Genomic DNA, 24371 nt, shown 5'->3' on the forward strand with positions numbered 1-24371 from the left:
TATTTTAGTCCTTCGAAGTATCAAAGATAATATCTCCCAAGCTACTATCGTCCTTTTTTTCTAATCTTAATTTATCAATTGCATTTAATTCCTGTGCAATTAAGTCAAATTTATAGACAATTTCAGCATGGTCATTCACATATGCTTCTCCTCCCAAATCAGCCAAAGTATCTTTCATGACACGCTCAACCGTAGCGGGATCTAGTTTTTCTTCTGTTTTCCGCTGGCGATTAGCTACTTCCGTCAATGTAGACAATGGAATTTCGTGTACGTGTTGCTCCCCTTGGTCATAAGTTTGAAAGACAATCCGCATCAATCGCTTTCGAATATTCAATTCGCGTTGTTTTTTGCGTAGCGGGCGCAAACGAATCCATCTAATCATAGGAATTAAAAAGAATAAGCTAGAATACACCAATGGAAAACCTCCTAAGAAGAACTGTCCCCAAAAACCCAAATTTAAGCCCATTGGTCCCAACCAACCACCAAAAACGAGCATTAAGGACATGATAAGGTTAAAGGTATTCATAGCAATAATTCCTGCATTACGACCACCAGAGTTTCCCGTCAACTCATATTCTGGCTCATACTCATCCCAATACCAAACAACAGGTTCTTCCCCTGTTCGGTCTTTGGATCGAATCAATTGAGAAAAATCGCCATACAAAGTTCCATTGTCAGAAACATGCCCTTCTCCATCAAACATTCCTAGACATTCGGTCATAAAATTCTCGGCTTCTTCTCTTCTCCAACCAGCCAAAGCCTGAATCTCTGAAGTTGTAATCAGTCCTTTTTGTTCTCTCAAAAAAGTCGCTACTTCTTGATTGTTTGCCAAGGGATCCAACTCAACTCTTGGCGGACCAAAGATAAAATCATAGATGGAAGCCACATAACTTTTTTCATCTTTAGGGTTTTTAGGTTTCTTCTTTTTTCCTAAAATGCGTTGTTTTTCTTTATAATGTTGATAATTATAGCCATAATCGTCTCGCTGATAATAACGATTGTTATACCCCATAATTGTATTCCATTCAAAAATGGAAATAAACAAACGTAGCATAACCGCTATCAAATCACCAACACCATCTCCATCTTCAGAAGCAATAGCCGCACCGATTAGCAGCACAATAAACACAACAAAATAAACGACTAAAAAAATAGACGTCAATAGTTTATACCCTATTTGAAACCCTTTCCAAAGCAAACGCATCAAGTCGGCGACATATTCAGAAAAAGGCTTTTTGTCTCGACGCTCCAAATGAGGACCAAAATCATAAATTAAATCCCCATTCTCTGTCACTTTTAGTTTACAATCGTATTTTTCCATCATATTTTTGATGGCTTCATCGGTTTCGATGATAGGCATTCCAGTAACAGAAACTGCATCTTCTAATGTGAAAGAAGTTGTATTTTGAGTCGCGTACTTTTCGAGTACGACTAAATTATCCTTAGGATTTTCAAATGCCATTTTGTATATTTATTGTGAGTGTTTGATTGTTTACAACAAAAAAACTTTTTTATATTTTTTACTTTGTGAGCCTATAGGTTCGTGGAAAAACTAAAAAGCAACGGAGTATTATTATTTATAACCGTAACCTAAGATAGTTTGTTCCTTGTGAAATGTTTGTATTTTGTTATCATTATAAATCTATAATAAGCAATCGTTCAAAAAATAACAAATCTTTACGAAATGTAAAGCAAAGCAACTTAGATGCCTTATTATTAACACCATCAAACAAATACATGCATTACTTCTACAACTTGATGCTCATAATTATCATTTGGGGCAATAACTTTAATCAAGCTGTTGCACAAACAGAGAGTAGTTTTCAACTAGAAGCTATGACCGAGGGCAATTATTATTGGCAACAGTTTGATTGGTCGGTCACTACTGGTTTTGGTTTTAACTATTGGTTTACAGATCATTTTGCGATTAACTACGAATTTCAAATAGGCTACGACAAACGATATGGCTTTACGATGAATAGTGGCTGGGGACAAGTAGCGGCTGGTTTTTTGTACTCAGAATTAGGTGGTACTTTTACAGGAGATTTTTTAGGAACAGTCTCTATTTTAGCCTTATTAATTCCTGAAGGGGTAACATTTGCTGCCAATCCTTATGATGACTTGGTCTTTATGCCTTACTTAATACCTTTTGAAGCACAGTATTTGGCTAGTGACTATCCACGGGTTCGATGTGCAGGAGAAGTTGGCTTAAAAATGCATTACAAATTGGGCAATGGCTTGGCTTTGCGTCCTAAAATAGGATTGCGTTATTTATACAGCAAACAACGTTTGGGGATTGAAGTAGGCATTGGAATGGTTTTGCTAGACACAGAAGAACAGCTGTAAAATTACAACAATTTATCCCCCAAAAAGCTTCTTTCTCTTTGAGCAGTACTTTAAATGCAACTTTGTTGCTTTAATTTTGCTTATTAATTGTACAACGTATGATTTTTTATTACCTTCGCAGATTCAAAAAAATAAGCCAAGGATTCTAATCATGGAAGAAAACGTACAAACTGCCTTTATGCTCACTATTCTTGCGGGGTTATCTACAGGAATCGGTAGCCTAATTGCATTCTTTATCAAAGACAAGAGCATTAAGTTTTTGGCATTCTCCATGGGCTTAGCAGCTGGGGTTATGCTCTATCTTTCGTTTATGGAAATGTTGCCACATGCTGTACATTCCATTGGTGCTACCTTAGAGCATGCTCACAATGGAACTTGGTATGCCATCATTGCATTTTTCAGCGGCATGTTACTGGTAGGGGCTATTGATCGGCTCACCCCGCATCACCATGGTCCTCACGAATCAGATACCTCCTTGGATGATGGAGATATTGTTATTAATAACAAAAAGTTAATGCGGGTAGGAGTGATGACCGCCATTGCTCTAGCCATCCACAATTTCCCTGAAGGTTTGGCTACTTTTATTTCTGCCTTAGAAGATCCACACTTGGGAATAACCATTGCCATTGCCATTGCGCTGCATAATATTCCAGAAGGAATTGGTGTCTCTATGCCTATTTATTATGCAACAGGTAGTAGAAAAAAAGCCTTTTTATATTCTTTTTTCTCAGGTTTGGTGGAACCTCTTGGCGCAATATTGGGTTATTTTCTATTCATGACTTATCTTACACCATTCGTCATGGGAATGCTTATTGCTGCTGTAGCAGGAATTATGGTCTTTATTTCTTTAGATCAATTGCTCCCTGCTGCCCATGAATACGACGATCATCGTTTATCTATTTATGGAGTTGTTTTAGGAATGTTTGCAATGGCAGTTAGTCTTGCTTTATTGGTTGGACATCATTCTCACCACGTACATCATGTACATTAGACCTTGTGATCTTCGCCATTATTATTAATAAAAGTAAATTACCTTACCACTTGTTTTCATACTTAGAATTTCGAATAATCCAAAATACCATTCATTATGAATCTATCTTCCAAATTACTCGAAAACACTGTTGAAGTTTTTGCCACTCTTCCAGGTATTGGAAAAAAAACAGCTTTGCGTTTAGCTTTGCATTTACTTCAAACAGAAAGCACGGAAGTGACGCAGTTTTGTGAAGCCATTCTAAATATGAAAAAACACATTCAGTTTTGTTCTTCTTGTCATAATATTGCCGATGACGAAACTTGTAGTATTTGCTTGTCTCCAAAACGAGACAAAACGACGATTTGTGTTGTTGAAAGCATAAAAGAGGTCATGGCAATTGAAAACACACAACAATTTAATGGTGTTTATCATGTATTGGGTGGTGTCATCTCTCCTATTGAAGGCATTGGTCCCAACCAACTTAACATTGATAGCTTATTGGATCGTATAGAAAGAGAACAAACCAAAGAATTGATTATGGCCATCAGTCCCACAATAGAAGGAGAAACGACCATCTTTTATATTTCCAAACAGTTAAAAGAAAGTGCTGTCAAAATCTCTACGATTGCTAGAGGCGTTTCTTTTGGAGGAGAGTTAGAATATGCCGATGAGTTAACACTAGGTCGTTCGATTTTGTCAAGAGTTGCTTATAAGAAGTAATCATTTCGCTGGGGCTTATAGCTCCTTTTTTCTTTTTGGGGTATTTTTGACAACAGTTCGTTAAAAAAAATATTAGCTTAATAATCAACAAGTTACACTCTTATTGCATTTTACATTAAAATCTTGATTATCAACTGCGCAGCACTCATGAAGTACCACGAAGTAGCAGCGCAGCTAACTAAAAGCGCAGCGCTCACGAAGTAAACTAATATAAAGGTGCTTTTTTATCTTTTTGGTAACTAAGCTTGCGATCTCATGACCGCAGGGAACTAGCCTTGCGCTCTCATGAGCGTAGCGGATAATAATCAACGAACTACTACTTTTCTAAATTCTAGCATTATGCAGGGTAGCTTCTTGAAAAAACAGCTACTAAAACTCTTTAATACCCACTTAACTGTATTTTTTTTAAAATTTAAGACCTTTAGGTCTTCTGATTTGCCCTACTCAAAGGAAGTCCTTTTTTAAGCATTCGTCTGTAACAAAACAAAATCTTTCGGCGTAAAAAGCCCTTGTTGTTCTCTCAAAGCCAACAATCCTAAGTATGACGTTATTAACTAATTGTGATTTCATACTTATTTCTCTCATCTTTATAATAACCGTTAATATAATTATGCTAGTAAAAACATTTGCCAGTGCAGTAGAAGGAATTGATGCGCAAACCATTACCATAGAAGTGAGTGCAGGAGGTCAAATTGTTCAAGGAAAACCAGGGTACTCTTTAGTAGGGCTTCCAGACAATGCCGTCAAAGAAGGTTATTGGCGAATCGAAACAGCACTCAAAGAAATTGGCTATAGAATCCCTCGCATTAAGATTATTATCAATATGGCGCCAGCCGACCTAAAGAAAGAGGGGTCTTATTACGATTTGCCGATTGCCATTGGGGTTATGGCTGCCAATAAGCAATTGCCCCACGAACAATTAAAGGATTATATTTTGATGGGTGAACTCTCTTTGGATGGAACACTTCGACCAATTAAAGGTGCCTTGCCGATTGCCATTCAAGCTAGAAAAGAAGGCTTTAAAGGAATTATTTTGCCAAAGGCGAATGCAAGAGAAGCTGCTATTGTTAACAAAATTGAGGTTTTTGGGGTAGAACACCTGCGAGATGTGATCGAATTTTTTCAAGGAAGCAAAGAACTTTCTAAAACAGTTGTCGATACTCGTGAAGAATTTGCTTACAATCAAACTATTTTCTCTGTTAATTTTTCAGATGTAAAAGGGCAACGCAGCATCAAACGAGCCATGGAAATTGCCGCAGCGGGTGGTCACAACTTGATTTTAATTGGTCCCCCTGGTGCGGGCAAAACCATGCTGGCGAAACGCTTTCCAAGTATTTTGCCTCCTCTCAATCTAGGCGAGGCATTAGAAACAACCAAAATTCACTCTGTAGTAGGGCTACTTCCCGAAGATTGCTCTTTAATTCATCAACGCCCATTTCGAAATCCTCATCATACCATTAGTGACGTGGCTCTGGTAGGTGGCGGCAATTATCCTAGACCTGGTGAAATTTCCTTAGCACACAATGGTGTCCTATTTTTGGACGAACTTCCAGAATTTAAACGCTCGGTACTAGAAGTGTTGCGACAGCCCATGGAATCTAGAAAAATAACTATTTCCCGCTCGAAATTCACGGTCGATTATCCCGCCAGTTTTATGTTAGTAGCATCCATGAACCCCTGCCCTTGTGGTTATTATACACATCCTGAAAAAGAGTGTGTTTGTTCTCCTAATGCAGTTCAAAACTATCTTAACAAAATATCGGGTCCATTGATGGATAGAATTGATTTACACATTGAGGTAAAGCCTGTCAATTATGATGAACTGTCAGATGAAACGGCACAAGAAAGTAGCGAAGAGATATTAAATAGGGTGATTGCTGCAAGGCAGCTACAAACAGAACGTTATAAAGAGGATCAGCATACTTATTGCAATGCACAAATGGAGTCGAAGCATCTCCAACTGTTTTGTCAACTCAACAAAGCCAGCAAGTTATTGCTAAAACGAGCCATGGAACACTTTCAATTATCCGCTCGTGCTTATGATAGAATCCTAAAGGTAGCCCGAACCATTGCCGATCTAGATGGTCAAGAAAACGTCCATGCTCAACATATTGCGGAAGCGATCCAATTTAGAAGCTTGGATAAAGAAAATTGGGTACAATAGCTTTAAAAAGTCTTCTTTGCTTACCAAAATACGCCCCTTCTATTTATTTTTTCATACAAATAGCTTGTTCCTAAATAGATTCTTAGTAATATTGCAGCAATAAAAAGACTTAGGCGAATGGTTATTATAATAAGACTTCGTGACTTTTTTAGTTTTTTTGTAAAACGCTAAAAAAACATCTTTACATCCTATTGATAATCAAATGGATGCAATTTCATCGCGAAGTAATGCATACATAACCAGACACTTAATATCCAATTAAAGTAAAAATAGAAGCATAACGTTATGATTTTAAAAGGAAAAAAAGGAATTATCTTTGGAGCATTAGATGATATGTCTATTGCATGGAAAGTTGCCGAAGCTTGTGTTGCGGAAGGTGCAGAAATCGTCTTAACCAATGCACCTGTTGCTTTTCGTATGCCAGGTGATTCCAACATAAAAGTTTTAGCTGAAAAATTAAACTGTCCAGCCATTCCAGCGGATGCCACTCGTTTAGATGATTTAGAGAAATTGATTGACAAAAGCATGGAGCATTTTGGTGGTCAATTTGACTTTGTTTTGCACTCTATTGGTATGTCCATCAATATTCGCAAAGGGAAGTCATACACAGATTTAAATCATGACTTTATGCAAAAATCTTTTGACATCTCCTCTATTTCGTTCCATAAGTTGATGCAATCACTATGGAAAAAAGAAGCGATTAAGGATTGGGGTTCTGTTGTTGCCTTGACTTATATCGGTGCACAGCGTGTATTTCCACATTATAGCGAAATGGCAGAAGCAAAATCATTGTTAGAATCATTTGCTCGTTCTTTTGGTTATCACTTTGGAGAACGCAACAATATTCGTGTCAATACAATTTCTCAATCGCCTACTATGACAACAGCAGGTACAGGAATTGACGGATTTAAAGAATTTTTGGATTACTCTGAAAACATGTCTCCGATTGGAAATGCTCCTGCCGAAGCTTGTGCTCAATACTGTGTTTCGTTATTCTCTGACTATACTCGTTATGTCACGATGCAAAATTTATATCACGATGGCGGTTTCTCTAATATGGGAATGAATCCTGCTATTTTGAATAAATAAAAAACCACAAAGGAACGACTCTTATTCGCCTGAATAAGAATAAGTTTATAAATCATACAAAATGCAATTGCCAAATATAGCAATTGCATTTTTTAATCCTATTGGGCTGTTTGTGTGTAACATATCCAACTCATCCTTGTCATATCTATGAATGAGATAACTGTCTTTTGAAATATGGACATTAATTCCTATTTTCAACCATAAATCACTGCACGATTAGTACATGACAATCGTTATTTAGGTATTTAAGCACTTAAAGTATTTATTTACAAATCGTTTTACTCAATCATAATGCAACTACCAACCATCAGTACGCTATCCATTGTCATTCCTGCTTACAATGAAGGGGCAACCATTCATTTGATTCTAAACAAAGTAAAAGCAGTACATTTAGCCCAAGGCATTCAGAAAGAAATTTTGATTATCAACGATTGTTCTACCGATAATACAGAAGCAGCTATTCAACAATATATAAACGAAAATCCAACACTCGACATTCAATATTTCAAACATCAAAAAAACAAAGGGAAAGGGGCTGCCTTGCATACGGGAATATCTAAAGCTACAGGAGAATATCTTGTCATTCAAGATGCCGACTTGGAATATGATCCTGAAGAGTACAATATTCTGCTCAAGCCTATTTTAAATGGAAATGCAGATGTCGTTTATGGCTCTAGATTCATGGGAGGCAACCCACACCGCATTCTATTCTTTTGGCATAGTATCGGCAACAAACTATTGACCTTTTTATCAAATATGAATACCAATTTGAATCTAACAGACATGGAAACGTGTTACAAAATGTTTAATACTAAAATGGTTCAAAGTTTGGATCTGAAAGAAAAACGATTTGGTTTTGAGCCAGAGGTAACGGCTAAAATGGCGCGTATTCCAGATATTAGAGTGTATGAAGTTGGCATTTCTTATTATGGGAGAACCTTTGCAGAAGGCAAAAAAATCAATTGGAAAGATGGCGTTCGAGCTATCTATTGCATTGCTAAATTCAACCCTGTTAGAACTATAAAAAATGTATTTTTTGTAGGAATTTTGTTTCTACTTTTTATGATGCTAATTGCAGGCTCTTTAGCCTTCTTTAAGCTAGTCTTAGGATTATAAGTCCTATTACAATTCTATATTAGGTTAAACCTATTTGCCTTCATTGGCATGACAATTAACCATAACCTATACCTATTATCCGTTGGGAGATTTGCTATTTTCACTCCAATAACTTGGTAGTGTCACAACTACTCCTTAGCTTCGCATTTATTACTTATCGAGAAAGGTGGAGGGACTTGCCCTTAGAAGCCTTGGCAACCTGCTTTAGTAAGGTGCTAACTCAAGACAGATAAGTTAGAAAGCTTGATATCTACTGATAATCTACTATACCAAACGCTTCTAACTTTATCTGTTAGAAGCGTTTTTCATTTTCTCGATAATGATGATATTTCTATCGTTACTAAACTTAGTACTTCGTGGATTTTTTAGCTTTTTTGTAAAAACCTAAAAAAGCATCTTTGCATCAGTTTGATTCTCAAACCTTTAAGAAATTAAGCAACAAAAAGCATACTCTATTGATAATCAAACTGATGCGATTTTCCCACGAAGTAATGTAAACTTTTTTTTATGAAAATCACATTAAATCGACAAAATGATTTTTATCATTTTTTAGCACAAAACGAATCGGGTGCTCGCTTAGAATTAGATGCAGCGCCTTCTATTGGTGGTCAAAATAAGGGATTCCGCCCTATGGAATCTTTACTAGCAGGGCTCGGTGGTTGCTCTGCCATTGATATTATTAGTATCTTAAAAAAGCAACGTCAAGAAATCATAGACTTCCAAATAGAAATTGAAGCCAATAGAGACACCGAAGCTGTTCCTGCCATTTTTAAAGATATTGAGGTAAAAATTATCATAACAGGAACAGTTGATGAGAAAAAGCTTCAAAAGGCAATTGATTTAACCGTAGATAAATATTGCTCTGTCTATCATATTTTAAAAGAAACGGCTGCTATCAATTACAGCTATGAATTGGTTCCTGCCTCCCCTAAAAAAGTAACATCAACAACTTATAAAGCAGAAACGTTGGCAATTCGAACACAAACAGCACCAACGCACAACAGAGAACACTCGGCTCCATTGTACTTGACTTCTAGCTTTACCTTTGAAAATGCCGAACAAGCTAGAGCCGTCTTTGCAGGAGAAGAAGAAGCACACATTTATTCTCGTTTTTCCAATCCAAATGCTAGTGAATTCATTCAAAAAATGTGTTTGTTAGAAGGTACTGAAGATGGGTTTGCAACTGCTTCGGGAATGTCTTCTATCTTTGCCTCACTCGCTCCTTTTCTCAAAAAAGGAGATCACTTAATTGCTTGCCGCTCTGTTTTTGGAAATACACACCGTATTATCACAGAAATTTTACCCGAATGGGGCGTGGACTATACTTATGTAGACATTGACCAGCTCGAAACATGGGAAGCCGCAATACAGCCCAACACGAAGATGTTGTTTGCCGAAACACCCTCTAATCCCGCCTTAGATTTTATTGATTTAGAATGGTTAGGGAAATTAACAAAAAAACACAACATATTGCTTAATATCGATAACTGCTTTGCTACTCCTTACTTGCAGCGACCTAGTGACTATGGGGCAGATTTAGTCGTTCACTCTGCTACCAAATGGATCGATGGACAAGGAAGGGTTTTAGGTGGTTTGGTATTGGGCAAAAAAGAACTGGTTGCCAAAGTTTATGCCTTTGCTCGTCGGACAGGACCTTCTATCTCACCATTTAATGCTTGGATATTATCCAAAAGTTTAGAGACACTAGCTGTTCGCATGGAACGCCATTGTGACAATGCCTATGCGCTGGCTAGTTATCTAGAACATCACCCAGAAATAGAATCGGTTAAATATCCTCATCTCCCTTCACATCCTCAGTTTGATTTAGCCAAACGCCAAATGAAGTTAGGAGGAGGTCTATTTACTTGTATTGTAAAAGGAGGCTTAGAACGTGGTCGCCGATTCTTGGACGCTTTAGAACTGTTGTCTTTAACAGCCAACCTAGGGGATACTAGAACCATTGCCACACATCCTGCGTCTACCACACATTCTAAGCTCAGTACAACTGATCGAGAAGCCGTTGGCATTTTAGATGGTTTGATTCGCTTTTCTGTAGGCTTAGAACATTTAGATGACCTTATTAATGATATTAATCAAGCTTTAGAAAAATCTAAATAACCAGTATGATTTATCCAAAAAACGTACAAATTTACAAATATCAACAAGGTTTTAACCTAGAACAAGGCGGGCATTTAGTCGAACTAGAGATTGCCTATCATACTTTTGGGACACTCAATGCAGCCAAAGATAATGTTGTTTGGGTTTTTCATGCTTTAACAGCAAACTCTGATCCTACGGATTGGTGGCAAGGTGTGGTAGGAGACAATACACTTGTCAATCCTGACAAACATTTTATTGTTTGTGCCAATGTCTTGGGTTCTTTTTATGGCACAACGAACCCTCGCTCTATTAATCCTACAACTGGCTTAGCTTATGGCATTGAATTTCCTTCATTTACGGTTCGAGATGTCGTACAAGTACACCATTTACTACGTCAACATTTAGGTATTTCTACCGTAATGATGGGGCTTGGAGGCTCTTTTGGAGGACATCAAGCTTTAGAATTTGCGCTTGCGGCTCCTAATGTGCTCAAAAGTTTGGTCTTGTTGGCAACTAGTGCACGAGAAACGGCTTGGAGTATTGCCATTCACGAAGCGCAACGAATGGCATTAGAAACAGATGCTACTTGGCAAGAGGACAGTCCATCAGCTGGCTCCATGGGCTTAAAAACAGCGAGAGCCTTAGGGCTTATTTCTTACCGAACCATCAATGCCTATATCCAAACCCAAACAGATGATACGCCCAAACTCGATCAACATCGTGCCGCTTCGTATGTCCGTTATCAAGGCGAAAAACTAGCCCAACGCTTTCACGCACATTGTTATTGGCATTTGTCTAAATGTCTAGATACGCATCATATTGGTCGAGATAGAGCTCCAGTCGAAACTGTTTTGGCAAATCTCAATATTCCTGTGTCTGTTATTGGGATTACGAGTGACTTGTTAATTCCTGTGTCTGAGCAGCAGTTTTTAACGCGACATTTGCCCAAAAGTGTTTATTATGAAATCGACTCAAAATTTGGTCATGATGGATTTTTAATTGAAGTCTCACAAATTAATACTATTTTGGAAGAACACTTTAAACGACTGAGGGCAAACTATTAAGTTTCCTAAAACCATTCTTATGAAAATCATTCTATTATTTTTTATCCTAACAGGACTCTTTGCTTGTTCTAATTTTGTAACAGCTGACGAAATTCTAAATCAAGGCATTGAAAAAGTCGAGCAACAAAACTACAAAGGGGCTATTGAAGATTTTACCAAGGTCATCGAGGCGAATCCTGAAAATGCGACAGCGTATACCGAGAGAGCTTTTGCACATTGTGAATTGGAAAATTACCCAGCAGCACAAAGTGACTTAGACAAAGCACTAGAGTTAGTTCCAAACTCCTTTAGAGCACACAATTGTCAAGGCATTCTTTTTTCTGCTTTGGGGCAAGAGGAAAAAGCCATTGAAAGTTATTCCACTGCGATTCAATTGCAAGCTAATTCTGCTACCTTGTATTACAATCGTGGTATTTCTTATAATACGATAGCCAATTATGAAGCAGCATTGGCCGACTTTGATGCGGCGATTGAGTTAGAAGAAGATAATACCGATTGTTTTTACCAAAAAGCAGCCTGTTTTTATGATATGGAGGCTTATGATATGGCCATTGATGAATTGGATAGAATTATTGAGTCAGTCCCTAATTATGCAGATGCATTTATCAAACGTGGCGATGCCTACGAGATGAAAGCTGATTATGAAGCGGCAATTGAGGACTACAATCGCTTTATTGAACTGCAAAGCGATGATCCACTAGGTTATAACAATAGAGGATATACGTTTAATAAAATGGGAAAGTATGAGGCAGCTTGTCAAGATTTTGACAAAGCAATTGAATTAGATGTTGATTATGAATTGGCTTATTTAAATAAGGGAGATGCCAAACTAGCTACCCTACAATACGATGAAGCAATTCAACTTTACCAAAAAGTTTTGGATATTAATCCCGTGTCATTTGCGGCCTTGAGTTCGCTAGCAGATGTCTACGAAGCAACCAACAATTATTCGGCTGCCATTGAGCGTTATCACCAAATAATAGCTATAGATTCTACCTACGGAGAGGATTATTTAGCTAGGGGAATGCTTTACATCAAGGAAAATGAGCGGCAAAAAGCCTGTATGGATTTCAAAACAGCTATCGAGTTGGGAGAAGAAACAACTGCTGTTGATGCTTTCAATGAATATTGTAGGTAATTTTTAAGGTTCAAGGCATATCTTCCGCCTTATCTTGGCATATGTTTTGGATTCATAATAAGTATACTTTTAAGGTTGGATCAATAGTACCTTGCCAAAACCTAGCGGTCTATTGTCCCAACCATTCTTAGAAAAATACACACATGAGAATTTTATTATTGCTTTTAAGTACTTTATTTATTTCCTTGTCTATTCACGCTCAAGGTACTTGGAATGATTATGTAATTGGGCGTCCAATGCCTGGTTATTTTGAAGCCAAACAAACGGTTGCCAAAGCTTGGGGCATCAATTATCAAGCTACTTTTGCTGGCTGTGTTTTATCTGATGAGATGTCTGATAAATCCAAGCAGTACCAAGCTACCAATAAAGCCTACTTCAAAACCTTGGCCATTAAATATGGGGATAATTGGATGGAGGAATTTGAATTGGAAGTAAAAAAAGAAATACATCGTAATACAAGCCAAGAAAAAGGGATTTGGTACGAACTAGTTGATAACAATAAAGACAAATCCTTTTACGCTGCCAAACAAGTTGTTGCTCAAACGTGGGGCATTATCTACAAACCTCAATTTTTGACAAAAGACATGAGTGCAACCGAAAAAGCTGCCTTAACAGAGCTTTTTCTCGCTAATAACGATTACGTACAACAACTAGAAAATACCTTTGGTAAAGGTTGGCAAAAAATACTCGATCAAGAAGTAGAGTTTGAAGTAGCCAAGCAGCAACATTTAGCCAATAATACAGCTACTTGGGTGGATTATGTGGTTGGCAAGCCTTATATGACTTATTTTGAGGCTAAAAAAATAGTAGCCAAAGATTGGGGAATTGCTTACGAAGTAAAATTCCAAGGTTGTGAACTCACGCCCAAAATGGAAAAAGAAATGGCTAAAGTAGAAAAATCAAACGCTCGCTATTTCAAAACCTTAGAAAAGCTTTATGGGGAAGATTGGAAAACGAAATTTGATAGGGCAGTACAGAAAAAAGTCGCTCAAGCGCATTTGTCTCAATAGTTTTGCTCTATATTAGACAACCGAATTCCAACTAAAATAGGAACTCGGTTGTTTTTTATAATTATGACTCCACCTTTTCGATTACAGGCATATCGTTGACAATCTGCCAAGTGCCATCCTCTTGTTCTACCAACAATAAATAAGTATTAAAAATCAGCTTTTTGCCAACAAATGTTGCGTGAACATAAGCATTAGCACCTTGAATGCTGATGCTATTTATACGAACAGCCCTATCATCGCCTCCTATCTTTTTTGCCTCTAACAACGACAGGTACGTTTCTTTATCCGTTACACTCAAATCTTTACTTCCAAACATCCGATTGACCAAAGCACGAAAATCTTTGTGTAAAACTTTCTTCATTTTGGTAACGTTCTGTTGGTCGGCACTCTTGGCAAACATCTCTACAACGTCTACAATTCCTTTAGCAGAATTGGATTGCCCATAGTTATCGGTAAGCGATAAACATAAAATCGTTCCTAATAATAATGTTTTCATAATAATCTTTTTTATAGTAATTAAAATCAATGATTTCTGTGTTTTTAAATTCGGTAAAATGCACCTAACTATTGACTAAACAATTATTGATTTATCAATGATCAGTATAAAAAAATAGCACTAGTTATTGCATCTCGCTATTCCTCTGGAAGGGCAGTACTCTTTGCCTTTTGTTTTGCTAAAGTTTGTCAAAATTATCATGAATTTTCTTGAGCAATCGATTCAAAGTAACTTTCTCTTCATCACTAATTCCATCCAATCCTTTAGCTCTCATTTCAACGGCTACTGGCAAGACTTTTTCGACCACTCCTGCCCCTTTTTCTGTCAGATAAATACCAAAAGAGCGGCGATCGGCTCCACCTTCTCTTTTTATTAGCATTTGCTTTTGTAACAAGTCCAAAATTCTAGTAATCGACGCTGGGTCTTTGTAAGTAGAAGTTGCAATTTCTCGTTGAGTGGTTCCTGGATACTCACTGATTCGTTTTAAGACGACCCACTGTTCGCTAGACAAATTGACTCCAATGTTTGATAATTCCTTTTTAGCGTACTTTTTAAACCTTCTAGAAACTCGTTCCAACAAAAAAACATAAACATCATCTAATAGTAAATCTTTGCTCATAGAATATCAATTATTGATTTATCAACAATAATAATAGAAATAACTTAATAATCCAAGTTTTTGATTTAGAAATGTACAAATCCATCCTTCACTTGTTCTCCTATAAATGAGTGACATTAAAGCTAGCCCTATATTTCTAACATAAAAAAAAGTTGTTGTTTAGGCGCTTATCAAAATGAATCGTTAAAATAAGTCTATTCGTCTTTTTAATTTTTGCACTTTTAAATTTTCTCTTACTTTTGTAGCTTCAATTCATTTATACCCAACTTGGCTTAAATATTGTTTAAAATTTAGTTTTTCCTAGAAAAACAGCTACCTCCTAATACAATAATACCCTGCTGTTTAAAAGGCTACCATAATAAAAATTACATCAAAGTGTTTGATAGAGATAAATGGCAAGAAATATTCGGAACCATCCGACAAAACAAACTACGCACTGGTTTAACAGCAGCTGGCGTGTTTTGGGGCATTTTTATGCTTATTTTTATGCTAGGTATGGGAGATGGCCTCGAAAAAGGTATTTTGAATGAGTTTGGAGGGCGTTCTACCAATAGTTTGTACATCTGGCCCCAAGAGACAAGTCTTGCTTACAAAGGCATGCCTGTTGGTCGCTGGGAATCGTTTAATATAGAAGACATCAATGCCTTGAAAGAGCATGCGCCTTATATTGACATTTTAGCACCTCGCCATGTTACTCGTAATATTGTCGCTTCCTACAAAACGCAATCTAATAATTTTGATGTTCGAGGGGAATGGGAAGGTATCTTTAAAGTAGAATCGTTGCTTCCTACTCAAGGGCGTGTTTTGAACCCAAAAGACGAAAAAGAAGCACGAAAAGTAGCTGTGATTGGTCGAACCGTGCAAGAAGAAGTTTTTGGCAATGAGAACCCAATTGGCAAATACATGATTGTCAAAGGAATTCCATTTCAGGTCATTGGCGTTGTCAAATTTGAGGGAGAATCAAGGCGATTGCAAGAAGCTGAGGAAACAATTTTTATTCCATTGAGCACCTCTTTACGCTTGTTTGGCAATGGAAAAGATATTTCTTGGTTTGTATGTACGATTACTGGTGAAACCAAAATCAGTGATGTAGAAGATAATATCATTCAATTTTTAAAAGCAAGGCATAGAATTTCTCCAGAAGATCAGCAAGCTATTGGTTGTTTTAATTTGGAGAAAGAGTATCGAAAAATTACAGGATTATTCAGTGGCGTTCGTTGGTTTTTGTGGATTGTAGGAATTGGTACGCTAATGGCTGGTGTTGTTAGTGTTAGCAACGTCATGCTGATTACGGTCAAAGACCGAACTAGAGAAATTGGTGTCCGCAAAGCTATTGGAGCAACTCCTTGGTCTATTATTAGCTTAATTCTGTTGGAATCTGTGTTTATTACGACCCTATCAGGGTATATTGGATTACTTTTGGGAACGGGCATTATTTCTTTTATCAATTACTCTATTTCTGCAATGGATATGTCAGGGCAAATGTTCATGAATCCTGAAGTTAATTTAGGTGTCAGTATTGGCTCTTTAGTTGTTCTAGTTTTATCTGGCTTGTTGGCTGGGTTGCTGCCCTCGCTGCATGCGGCTAGAATCAACCCTGTGGAAGCTTTACGTTCGGAGTGATTTATTATTTATAATATTCCATACTATTTACTAACCTACTAGTTTGTTCACACATATAGTTTAAAATGAAAAACATCATACTTGGAGTTGTACTAACCTTATTTTTATTTCTAACAATTTGGCTGGTTTCCTACTTTTATAATGGTTCTGGATCAGGAAGTACGGTTCATGAAATCACAACTCCTTATCAAACTTCTATCACTTTAAAGTCAGTTGCGACAGGTACTGTAAAACCAAGAATAGAGATTATGATTACCTCACAAGTCTCTGGTATTGTAGACGAGATTTTTGTAAAAGGAGGTGACATTGTCAAAAAAGGAGATCCTATTGCTCGCTTGCAATTGGTGCCTAGCCCTACCGCACTTAACAATGCTAAAGCTAATGTAGAACTGGCTCGCATTCGTTTGGAAGAAGCGAAACGTCGTTACCAACAACAAAAAAATATTAGTGCTAAAAAATACGATATTCAACAAGCAACAACACAGTTTGAGAATGCTAAAATTCAGGAGGAAAAATATCGAAAACTGTTTGAAGAAGGCGTTGTTCCTGAATTAGAATATCTACAATTTAAAACGGCTTTGGATGTTGCGCAAACAACCTTAGAAAACACAAAAATTGGTGCCAATAGCTCGGTTATTGAGTTAAAATCAAATGTAGAAGTGCTTACGCAAGAACTAGAATCGGCTATTAGTAATGTTCAATTGTTACAAAAAGGGGTCGCTAGTAAGTCTGGACAAATTGCCAATATGGTTCGTGCTACGGTTGATGGGATGGTTTTGGATGTTAGTGTTGAAGTTGGGGATGCTGTTATCGAACGAAATACGTTCAACGATGGTACAGAAATCGCTGAGGTTGCCAATATGCAAGATTTAGTTTTTGAAGGGAATATAGATGAGTCGGATGTAGGACAACTCAAAAAAGGAATGCGCTTGGAATTAACCGTTGGAGCAATTGAAAAAGAGAAATTTGAAGCGGTCTTGGATTATATTTCTCCTAAAGGAGTAGAAGAATCTGGTTCTGTAAAATTTGAAATCATTGCCGATGTCATTCAAAAAGAAGGTATTTTCCTTCGCGCTGGTTACAGTGCTAGTGCCGATATTATCTTAGACAAACGAACCAATGTCATGGCCATTCTAGAGCGTGATTTGATGTTTGAGGACGATGGTCGAGTTTATGTAGAAACAGAAGTGGGCGATCAAGAATTTGAAAAGAAATACATTCAAGTCGGTTTGTCGGATGGAATTAATATTGAAATCTTAGAAGGCGTTGATACTAGTACTAAAATCAAGGTGCAGGGGGCTATGTAAACTTACTTAAAAAAATAACAAAAGGCTGTCTAGAGAACCATCAGACAGCCTTTTGTTATTTTTTTAATATCAGTTTCTCTAATCCACATGCATTTGTATTATAAAATCGCCTTCTTTTTTCTTGTAGGCTTCTACACCAAATTCTTGATTGCCTAGTGCAACTATTTTTGCTGGTTTTATATGATAAATTTTTTGTTTATCAATCTTGCCTGTATTAAAACCAACGGTATACTTTCCTTCTCCAGATGAATCATCCACTCTATAAGCACAAAGCATCCTTCCTTTATATTCGCTCAAATTATCGGTAAAAAAGAGATAATGGTTTTCTTCGTCATAAATATAATTATATTGCAATCTTGGATGAAACTTCAAAACTTTGAGCATAGGCCCATCATATTCGCCCAGTGAATTAGTGACGTTTTTATTTTCTTTATTTATCCTCTTTACCCACCTTAATGTACCATCTTGATTCACTCTAATTAAATAGTAATCATTAAAGTTGTATACAGTAGAAGTTGGACGTGATTTTAGTACTCCATTATTCCATTTTTCGTAGACTTCTATACCATACAATTCTTGACCGATAACTAAGACTCCTCCATCGTCTTGACCAATGGCATCAAGTGCCATAATTGCATTGACTTTTTTACCTTGATAATATGGAATCAACTCTTTAGGAATCTCAACTTCATATTTTTTTGAATCTTGTAAATTGATGACAAACATGTTCATATCACTTTCACCAGTACGGTAAAATCCTGCCACGTATTTTTGCGCATTCTTGTTAAAAGCATATTCATAAAAATAACTAGAGTTTTTATCCTTTGTGGCTTTTATATCCAATGATTTGTCATCTTTATTGATAGTAACTAAATGATATTCTTCTTTTATTTTATGATAACCTGCCATCATAATGTCCCCGTTGTTCTGAACACTATACTGCATATCATCCATAACATCCCAACGGAAAGGCATTAAAACTTCTCCACCACCAACTCTCTCTAACTCATTATCAAAAACTTGAAGACCAAAAGTTTGTTCAGACATTTGATCTTTTGGTAATGCCTTTTGGTATTGGATTAAAAACTTAGATTTGTCTTCAGACACAAATACTTTGCATAAAGTAGAATAAGGCACTTTATAAAGCCCTTCCTCTATAGCAAATAGGAGTTTTTTCTCTTCTTTTAACGCAAGATTTTTGTAATCAATTACTGTGACATAAACCTCTACGATGCTTCTTTTACTTTCATTAGTATAAAAAAGATAAATCAAACCGTTTACTTCAATCAATTTAATAGGAACCGCATTTTTAGTCAAAGCATCTTTATAGATTTTTTGACTAAGTTCTTTGAGAGACGTTTTGTCCAATTTCTGAACCAACAACTCCGTTTTGTCTTTTACCTTCGCCGTATAAATATAATCTTCATCCGCTATGTAAAACTTAAATTTACCGCCAACATCAGTATATGGTGCTCCCATTTTGGGAGAAGTTTGAGCAAAAATTGCTACAGAAAATAACAGAAGTGCAGAAATAAAAATGATCTTTTTCATAATATTTAGTTTTTAGTTTTATAAAAAGCTTTTTTTGAAAGCTAGTATTGCATAAAACTACTAAAAATTTCTTTCATCACTGCATTACCATATATATATATAATTCATCTATCAACAGCAAGTAAATGGAAAAGTAGGATGCAACTCCAAATCGACATAAGCAGAATAGCCCGTCATAGGAGTTTCTGTTCCCTTAAAATCAATGGAAAATTGAAAGCCCCAAGCAACCCCTTCCAAATTTGCGGTCAAGTCTTGTTTCAACCGATCGGTCATCGGATAAGCTTGGATGTAGAGTTGCTCTAAAGCAAGCATCGCTTTGGAAGTCTGTGGTTGTTCTTCTTGTAGTTGAGCAGCGATGCCTTTTTTCGATTCAAGCACATACGCCTCTATATTACCTACAATTTGATTAAAAAGTGTTGTTTGTTTAGGATGTGGTGCCTCGTTCTTGTCGCCCCATATAATTAGCGTAGTTGGGCTATCTCCCATCAATTGCAAACGCCCTTGCCAAAAGCCAGGAAGTACGGTTTTGTTCGTCGCCCGATTGGCTCTATAAACCAACTCACCAAACAAAGGATGCTGTATTTTTTTATTTTTTCTAAAAAGAGAGAACATAGGTTTTAGTTTTCGAAGCTTTATAATTCTACCACCAGTTCTTTGGTTAATTCCTCTTTGTATTCATTTTGAATAACATGTTTGAACTGCTCAATTACTTCTTGGAAAGATTTTTTGCTGGCACCTCCTGAGGCATTTTTGTGTCCCCCACCATTAAAATGTTCCGAACAAATTTTTTGAACAGAAAAGTCGCCTTTAGAGCGTAAAGACAGTTTGACAATGTCACGGCGTTCTGTAATCAGAGCTGCACAACGCATCTTTCTTATTTTTAGAATAAAATTGACCACGCCTTCTAAATCGCCGCGTTGAATGTTGTATTTTCTATGATCGGCATGAGAAAGGGTTATAATTCCAGTATTGTATTCGTCCATAATTTCTAAACACTCAGAAATACAATAGGCCAATAAATTAAAACTCTTAACAGTATACGAATTGAACACTAAGTCTGTCAATTTATTATTATCGACCCCTTTTTCTAACATATTGGCAACAATCCGAAACAACCTCGCAGAAGTTGCATAGCGAAACCCTCCTGTATCCGTCAAAATACCAACATACAAAGCATTTAAAATATCCGCATCCAATTGATCCAAATCTCCCATCATTTCGATAAATTCGTAAATCAACTGACAAGTTGAGCTTGCTGTAACATCGGACAACATAGCATGACAAAAATCTTCTGGATCTATATGGTGGTCAATCATAGCTTTGTAGGCTTTGCTATTACCAACCAACGACCCCATGCCTTCTATTCTTCCCAAACCATTATAATCTAATGCAAAAATCAATTCTGCTTCTTTTAGTATTTGGGTAGAAAACGTACGTGTATTTTCATAAACCAACACATTGTCAAAATCCTTCATCCAATTTAGAAATTGTGGCATTTCGGTTGGCATAATGACAGTGATTCTGTGACCTTGTTTTTTTAGATAATGATACAAGCCCAAAGACGACCCCAAGGCATCACCATCTGGATTAGCATGGGAAGTAATTACAATACGTTTGGGGCTTGATAACAGGTCTTTTAATTGTTCAAAATTTTGCATAAGGAGGTATTAAAGGTCTTGGTTTATTTCATTTTGGGGTATATGAATGATAAAATAAAAGGGACAAGAATATCGTCGGCACGATTAGGTGGTTGTTTCATACATTTTTACCAATGCATCAAACATAGATTTACTTGCAGGTTGGCAACCATCTTTGTACAACATACTGAATACTTCGTCAGCGCGATCCTGAGCATAAGCCTTATCCATTTGAAAGACTTTTACACTTCCATTTAGATTATTGGGATTTGCCAAAACATTCAAATCCTCTGGATTGGTCAAATCTTTGGTAGGATCGTTAATTTGTAAGCCTGTCATTGTAATTTTATCTTCTTGGCAATAGAACACTCGAATAGTATCTTTGGTTCTATGTTGCAAGCAATCAATTTTAGAAAACACCTTTTCTAATACAATATCGCTAAACAAAGTGATTAACTCCTCTACTTTGGCTGGATGATTCTCTTTTAGGCTAACCCACTCTTTGGCTGTAATTTGATTGGAAGCTAAAAACTGGACGAAATCTTCTTCCAATGTTTCCAATTCTTCATTTGTCAGTCGTCTAAATCTCATGTTTCTGCTAATTAAATTCAGAAATGTTATCTATTCCTTTTGTTACTGCAAAATTAAGCATTTTATTGAACTTTTCATTGAACAAGCCGTTCACAGCTTGCTTATCAAGGCTCAAAAACAACCTAAACAATTACTAATCAAATACATAAAAACAAATCGTGTTCTTAAAATTAGCCTAAGTTGAAACACCAAAAACTACCATTAAGCGCAATTTTAAGTTTAAATAGCTTCTCTAATATTTTTTTGGCATCATTCTAGAATTATAGATTCCCAAAAGCAGATTACACTGCCCAATCACACTCAATTGCAATAATAATAGTCCATTACTTAGCTTGGCTGCTACTCCTTGTTTTAATCGGACTAATCAATAAAATACGAATACTATGACAATGAAACTTTGTTCCCTAATTCTTTTTATTGCGCTTAGTCTAAACTACAGTTATGGACAAGCCAATTTCAAATTCAATCAAACATTTTCATCGATGAATGCGACCAACATAACCATGGATGTAGACGATAGTGAAATCTTAGTTAAAACAATTAAGGGCTCTCGTATAGTAATTGAAATGTTGATTAACGTTTCCTCACCCAATACTCGTTTACTAGAATTTATAGCCAAAGGAGGACGTTATGACTTAGAGAAATCGTATGATGACAACACACAAACATTAACTTTAAGTTCTAAGAAAAACAAAAATATTATTACAATCAAAGGAGAAGAGATTGAAGAACAAATAAGCTATGTTATCTATGTTCCAGAAAACATTCAACGTGTTAATGATAGCGTTGCTGTGCTTCATTTATAAGAACATTAATCCTCTTCTAACTCTACCAAATGCTGTTCTAAACTATGAAATGTTTGGGTTGGCGCAGGAGGATACTCTGTTATTAGATAAATTATTCCTGTAACAATAGCTAAACTCGCCCAAGCTATACTTCCCCACTGCCAATTCATTTGCTCAAATAAAAAGGGGTAAGTCACTAAAAAAGTCAAGACAAGTACCAAGCCCCTGTTTAACAAACTTTTGTCTGTATAAAGGCTCAACCAACGATGTATTTCTGGTACTCGCGACCAATACAAAACCAACAAAAAAGTAGTTACCATCCATCTAATACTCCATATCGTAGCCAAATCGGTATCTGGAATGTTATCTGCAAAAATAGAGTGCCACATCTCAAACTCTACCTCATACCCTGATAGTCGGTCTACAAAAGGTAATAAATAACTCAACAAGTAAAAAAGTAGAGACAGATTAAATACATATTTCATATTTCTAATATTTAGAAGCGTTTTGAGCTAACTCCTCGATGATTTCTTTGATCCAATCAGAATTAGACAAAGGACTCAACTCTGCATACAACAGCTGCAATTTTGTTCGTTCTTTTTCAAACTGCTTCTCTGCCATAAAAGTTGACTTTTCTTTTAATTTTGCCACTTTTTTGACAATTCTTAACATATTCAGGTTGGCTTTTTTTCGGTAGTCGGATTGGGTTTTGTGACGCATGACATACAATCGGAATGTATCAACCAAATTAATCAAAGGTTCCATTTCTTGCAATTCATAATAAATTTGTAGTTGTATTGTTTTGGCTCCAACACCATAAGATATATCTGTAAATAAGATCGTCATCAACAACTTTAAAGCTTTTGAGTATTGTTGAGTTGCATAATAAAAAACAGCCAAATTGTAGTTAAAGGCATTTTCTTGAACTTCTGGTCGAAGTTTCTTTTTGTTTTTGTGAATAAAAATTTCTGTCCACTGATAATCTTTCGTTCTTACCCCTGCTGTTACAATATTCTTGTAATCACTTTCTGGCAAATAACCATCTTCTAACAATAAGTGCTTTTCTAACTTTTGTTTATAAATCGTCAAAAACTCCTTGTAATAGCTCGTAATACCATTGTTAATTTTCCGAATACAAAAATTCTCTGCATAATCGTAAAGTAAAATCAACTCTTCTCGCAAAAAAAGCTTGCCGTAGTCCTCTATCAACACTTTTAACTGTTGGTAAGCCTTATCATCACTGTTCTGAAGCGTTTTTAACACTTGATAATACACATGAATTAAAGGATGTTGCTTTTTATCAAAATCCGCTGCTTCCAACCAAGACAACAAATCTTTGATATAATGCGCTTCATAATTTGCCTGAATTACAATATTCCGACTCAGCATATCACAAGCTATTTTTAATTTTTGAGCGATGTAAAAATAATCTAGTTGATTGTTTTGTTCTTGCAAATGTACATCGTACAACCGCTGCTTCTTATCTAAGTGAATTTGATTGAGTAAAGTGTGATAATGATATTTTTGATAATAAAAATCAACCGTTTGAAAGGGATATTGCTTTTGCAACAACTGATGTTGCCTGCTATGGCTTGCAGCTTGTTTGGGCACTCCCAATTCATGTACCGCCTTCAACGCATTGGATTTTTGTTGAAATGCCTGTGTTTCATATTCTTGATAAGCTAAAAAGCCACTCAGTAACTCCAACAATTTAGAAACAACATAATTGAATTGGGTATCACTAAACTTTTTGTGGGGATATATCGCATAAAATACCTGCTCTTTGCCAACCGAACTCAAATCAAATACAGGAGCATACTGCATCAAAAAATCTAACAACAAAATGGTAGGCTTATGCTTATTAAAAAAAGGGGCGTGTACATATTCACTAAATCGATGTTGTGCTCGGGTAGATAAATTTCTTAAAACTTCTAATAATTTGCTATTATTCAAAACAAAATAGTTATTTTATAAAAATTACAACAAAATAAAAACCTGATTATCAACATAAAAATAACAATTAAAATTATTTTTTATGTTAT

General features: G+C 36.2%; 22 protein-coding genes, 1 pseudogene and 1 riboswitch. Of the genes and pseudogenes, 14 read left to right on the top strand and 9 right to left on the bottom strand.

Features of this window, described 5'->3' with window-relative positions:
- Nucleotides 1–4 precede the first annotated feature (4 nt).
- Nucleotides 5–1462 carry a hypothetical protein gene (locus QP953_RS25725; RefSeq protein WP_052598185.1) on the bottom strand — a complete coding sequence of 486 codons (1458 nt, stop codon included), beginning with the start codon at nt 1460–1462 and terminating at the stop codon, nt 5–7.
- Between the two features lie 275 nt (nt 1463–1737).
- On the opposite strand from QP953_RS25725, the gene QP953_RS25730 reads away from it, so the two are divergent.
- From QP953_RS25730 to QP953_RS25775, 11 genes and pseudogenes are all read left to right on the top strand, one after another.
- Nucleotides 1738–2346, top strand: coding sequence for a hypothetical protein (locus QP953_RS25730; RefSeq protein WP_156039821.1), 609 nt, complete (start codon nt 1738–1740; stop codon nt 2344–2346).
- A gap of 151 nt (nt 2347–2497) precedes the next feature.
- On the top strand, nt 2498–3337 hold the full coding sequence (gene zupT / locus QP953_RS25735; protein ID WP_052598187.1) for a zinc transporter ZupT: 840 nt from the start codon (nt 2498–2500) through the stop codon (nt 3335–3337).
- Between the two features lie 96 nt (nt 3338–3433).
- Complete coding sequence (gene recR, locus QP953_RS25740; RefSeq protein ID WP_052598188.1) at nt 3434–4039, top strand: recombination mediator RecR; 606 nt, start codon at nt 3434–3436, stop codon at nt 4037–4039.
- Between the two features lie 610 nt (nt 4040–4649).
- Nucleotides 4650–6203, top strand: coding sequence for a YifB family Mg chelatase-like AAA ATPase (locus tag QP953_RS25745; protein ID WP_309553356.1), 1554 nt, complete (start codon nt 4650–4652; stop codon nt 6201–6203).
- 285 nt (nt 6204–6488) lie between these two features.
- Nucleotides 6489–7292 (top strand): enoyl-ACP reductase, encoded by an 804-nt coding sequence (locus QP953_RS25750; RefSeq protein ID WP_052598190.1) that lies wholly within the window; start codon nt 6489–6491, stop codon nt 7290–7292.
- 291 nt (nt 7293–7583) lie between these two features.
- Nucleotides 7584–8408, top strand: a complete 825-nt coding sequence (locus QP953_RS25755; RefSeq protein WP_309553357.1) for a glycosyltransferase family 2 protein — start codon at nt 7584–7586, stop codon at nt 8406–8408.
- Between the two features lie 151 nt (nt 8409–8559).
- A riboswitch (SAM riboswitch) is annotated at nt 8560–8644 on the top strand.
- Nucleotides 8645–9038: 394 nt separating this feature from the next.
- A pseudogene (locus QP953_RS28655) lies at nt 9039–9248 on the top strand (OsmC family protein); the annotation flags it as partial.
- A 72-nt stretch (nt 9249–9320) separates the two neighbouring features.
- Nucleotides 9321–10526 (top strand): trans-sulfuration enzyme family protein, encoded by a 1206-nt coding sequence (locus QP953_RS25760; protein ID WP_408913554.1) that lies wholly within the window; start codon nt 9321–9323, stop codon nt 10524–10526.
- 5 nt (nt 10527–10531) lie between these two features.
- Nucleotides 10532–11572: a homoserine O-acetyltransferase gene (gene metX, locus QP953_RS25765; protein WP_309553359.1), complete on the top strand. Its 1041-nt coding sequence runs from the start codon at nt 10532–10534 to the stop codon at nt 11570–11572.
- A gap of 19 nt (nt 11573–11591) precedes the next feature.
- Nucleotides 11592–12710: a tetratricopeptide repeat protein gene (locus QP953_RS25770; RefSeq protein WP_309553360.1), complete on the top strand. Its 1119-nt coding sequence runs from the start codon at nt 11592–11594 to the stop codon at nt 12708–12710.
- Between the two features lie 143 nt (nt 12711–12853).
- Nucleotides 12854–13720, top strand: coding sequence for a hypothetical protein (locus QP953_RS25775; protein WP_309553361.1), 867 nt, complete (start codon nt 12854–12856; stop codon nt 13718–13720).
- 61 nt (nt 13721–13781) lie between these two features.
- Here QP953_RS25775 and QP953_RS25780 read toward each other — a convergent pair whose 3' ends face one another.
- Together QP953_RS25780 and QP953_RS25785 are read right to left on the bottom strand one after the other, a co-directional pair.
- Nucleotides 13782–14216 (bottom strand): nuclear transport factor 2 family protein, encoded by a 435-nt coding sequence (locus tag QP953_RS25780; protein ID WP_309553362.1) that lies wholly within the window; start codon nt 14214–14216, stop codon nt 13782–13784.
- A gap of 178 nt (nt 14217–14394) precedes the next feature.
- Nucleotides 14395–14835, bottom strand: coding sequence for a MarR family winged helix-turn-helix transcriptional regulator (locus QP953_RS25785; RefSeq protein WP_052598197.1), 441 nt, complete (start codon nt 14833–14835; stop codon nt 14395–14397).
- Nucleotides 14836–15210: 375 nt separating this feature from the next.
- On the opposite strand from QP953_RS25785, the gene QP953_RS25790 reads away from it, so the two are divergent.
- Together QP953_RS25790 and QP953_RS25795 are read left to right on the top strand one after the other, a co-directional pair.
- A complete protein-coding gene (locus QP953_RS25790) occupies nt 15211–16458 on the top strand; it encodes an ABC transporter permease (RefSeq protein WP_052598198.1) in 1248 nt (415 codons plus the stop codon).
- Nucleotides 16459–16523: 65 nt separating this feature from the next.
- A complete protein-coding gene (locus QP953_RS25795) occupies nt 16524–17765 on the top strand; it encodes an HlyD family secretion protein (RefSeq protein ID WP_052598199.1) in 1242 nt (413 codons plus the stop codon).
- 78 nt (nt 17766–17843) lie between these two features.
- Here the strand turns inward: QP953_RS25795 and QP953_RS25800 are convergent, their stop codons facing one another.
- The 4 genes from QP953_RS25800 to QP953_RS25815 form a co-directional block, all read right to left on the bottom strand.
- Nucleotides 17844–19316: a hypothetical protein gene (locus QP953_RS25800; protein ID WP_309553363.1), complete on the bottom strand. Its 1473-nt coding sequence runs from the start codon at nt 19314–19316 to the stop codon at nt 17844–17846.
- A 111-nt stretch (nt 19317–19427) separates the two neighbouring features.
- The gene (locus QP953_RS25805) at nt 19428–19928 is read right to left on the bottom strand and encodes a hypothetical protein (RefSeq protein WP_309553364.1); all 501 of its coding nucleotides are present in this window, start codon (nt 19926–19928) and stop codon (nt 19428–19430) included.
- A gap of 20 nt (nt 19929–19948) precedes the next feature.
- Entirely contained in the window at nt 19949–20974 is a 1026-nt protein-coding gene (locus tag QP953_RS25810) for a bifunctional oligoribonuclease/PAP phosphatase NrnA (RefSeq protein ID WP_052598201.1), read from the bottom strand.
- 84 nt (nt 20975–21058) lie between these two features.
- Nucleotides 21059–21544 carry a DUF6495 family protein gene (locus QP953_RS25815; protein ID WP_052598202.1) on the bottom strand — a complete coding sequence of 162 codons (486 nt, stop codon included), beginning with the start codon at nt 21542–21544 and terminating at the stop codon, nt 21059–21061.
- 383 nt (nt 21545–21927) lie between these two features.
- Here QP953_RS25815 and QP953_RS25820 point away from each other — a divergent pair, with 383 nt between their 5' ends.
- Nucleotides 21928–22350, top strand: a complete 423-nt coding sequence (locus QP953_RS25820) for a hypothetical protein (protein WP_052598203.1) — start codon at nt 21928–21930, stop codon at nt 22348–22350.
- Nucleotides 22351–22355: 5 nt separating this feature from the next.
- On the opposite strand, the gene QP953_RS25825 is transcribed toward QP953_RS25820, so the two are convergent.
- On the bottom strand, nt 22356–22814 hold the full coding sequence (locus tag QP953_RS25825; RefSeq protein WP_052598204.1) for a hypothetical protein: 459 nt from the start codon (nt 22812–22814) through the stop codon (nt 22356–22358).
- A gap of 4 nt (nt 22815–22818) precedes the next feature.
- The gene (locus QP953_RS25830) at nt 22819–24282 is read right to left on the bottom strand and encodes a hypothetical protein (RefSeq protein WP_309553365.1); all 1464 of its coding nucleotides are present in this window, start codon (nt 24280–24282) and stop codon (nt 22819–22821) included.
- Nucleotides 24283–24371: the final 89 nt, after the last annotated feature.

The sequence above is a fragment of the Aureispira sp. CCB-E genome (genome assembly GCF_031326345.1).
In the GTDB taxonomy this organism is placed as follows: domain Bacteria; phylum Bacteroidota; class Bacteroidia; order Chitinophagales; family Saprospiraceae; genus Aureispira.

Bases quoted from the DNA above. Each gene is read 5' to 3' on its own strand.
- recR (WP_052598188.1), top strand. From the start codon at position 3,434: ATGAATCTATCTTCCAAATTACTCGAAAACACTGTTGAAGTTTTTGCC.
- QP953_RS25745 (WP_309553356.1), top strand. From the start codon at position 4,650: ATGCTAGTAAAAACATTTGCCAGTGCAGTAGAAGGAATTGATGCGCAA.
- QP953_RS25755 (WP_309553357.1), top strand. From the start codon at position 7,584: ATGCAACTACCAACCATCAGTACGCTATCCATTGTCATTCCTGCTTAC.
- QP953_RS25800 (WP_309553363.1), bottom strand. From the start codon at position 19,316: ATGAAAAAGATCATTTTTATTTCTGCACTTCTGTTATTTTCTGTAGCA.
- QP953_RS25770 (WP_309553360.1), top strand. From the start codon at position 11,592: ATGAAAATCATTCTATTATTTTTTATCCTAACAGGACTCTTTGCTTGT.
- QP953_RS25820 (WP_052598203.1), top strand. From the start codon at position 21,928: ATGACAATGAAACTTTGTTCCCTAATTCTTTTTATTGCGCTTAGTCTA.
- QP953_RS25775 (WP_309553361.1), top strand. From the start codon at position 12,854: ATGAGAATTTTATTATTGCTTTTAAGTACTTTATTTATTTCCTTGTCT.
- QP953_RS25795 (WP_052598199.1), top strand. From the start codon at position 16,524: ATGAAAAACATCATACTTGGAGTTGTACTAACCTTATTTTTATTTCTA.
- QP953_RS25780 (WP_309553362.1), bottom strand. From the start codon at position 14,216: ATGAAAACATTATTATTAGGAACGATTTTATGTTTATCGCTTACCGAT.
- QP953_RS25730 (WP_156039821.1), top strand. From the start codon at position 1,738: ATGCATTACTTCTACAACTTGATGCTCATAATTATCATTTGGGGCAAT.
- QP953_RS25825 (WP_052598204.1), bottom strand. From the start codon at position 22,814: ATGAAATATGTATTTAATCTGTCTCTACTTTTTTACTTGTTGAGTTAT.
- QP953_RS25805 (WP_309553364.1), bottom strand. From the start codon at position 19,928: ATGTTCTCTCTTTTTAGAAAAAATAAAAAAATACAGCATCCTTTGTTT.
- zupT (WP_052598187.1), top strand. From the start codon at position 2,498: ATGGAAGAAAACGTACAAACTGCCTTTATGCTCACTATTCTTGCGGGG.
- QP953_RS25750 (WP_052598190.1), top strand. From the start codon at position 6,489: ATGATTTTAAAAGGAAAAAAAGGAATTATCTTTGGAGCATTAGATGAT.
- metX (WP_309553359.1), top strand. From the start codon at position 10,532: ATGATTTATCCAAAAAACGTACAAATTTACAAATATCAACAAGGTTTT.
- QP953_RS25810 (WP_052598201.1), bottom strand. From the start codon at position 20,974: ATGCAAAATTTTGAACAATTAAAAGACCTGTTATCAAGCCCCAAACGT.
- QP953_RS25785 (WP_052598197.1), bottom strand. From the start codon at position 14,835: ATGAGCAAAGATTTACTATTAGATGATGTTTATGTTTTTTTGTTGGAA.
- QP953_RS25725 (WP_052598185.1), bottom strand. From the start codon at position 1,462: ATGGCATTTGAAAATCCTAAGGATAATTTAGTCGTACTCGAAAAGTAC.
- QP953_RS25815 (WP_052598202.1), bottom strand. From the start codon at position 21,544: ATGAGATTTAGACGACTGACAAATGAAGAATTGGAAACATTGGAAGAA.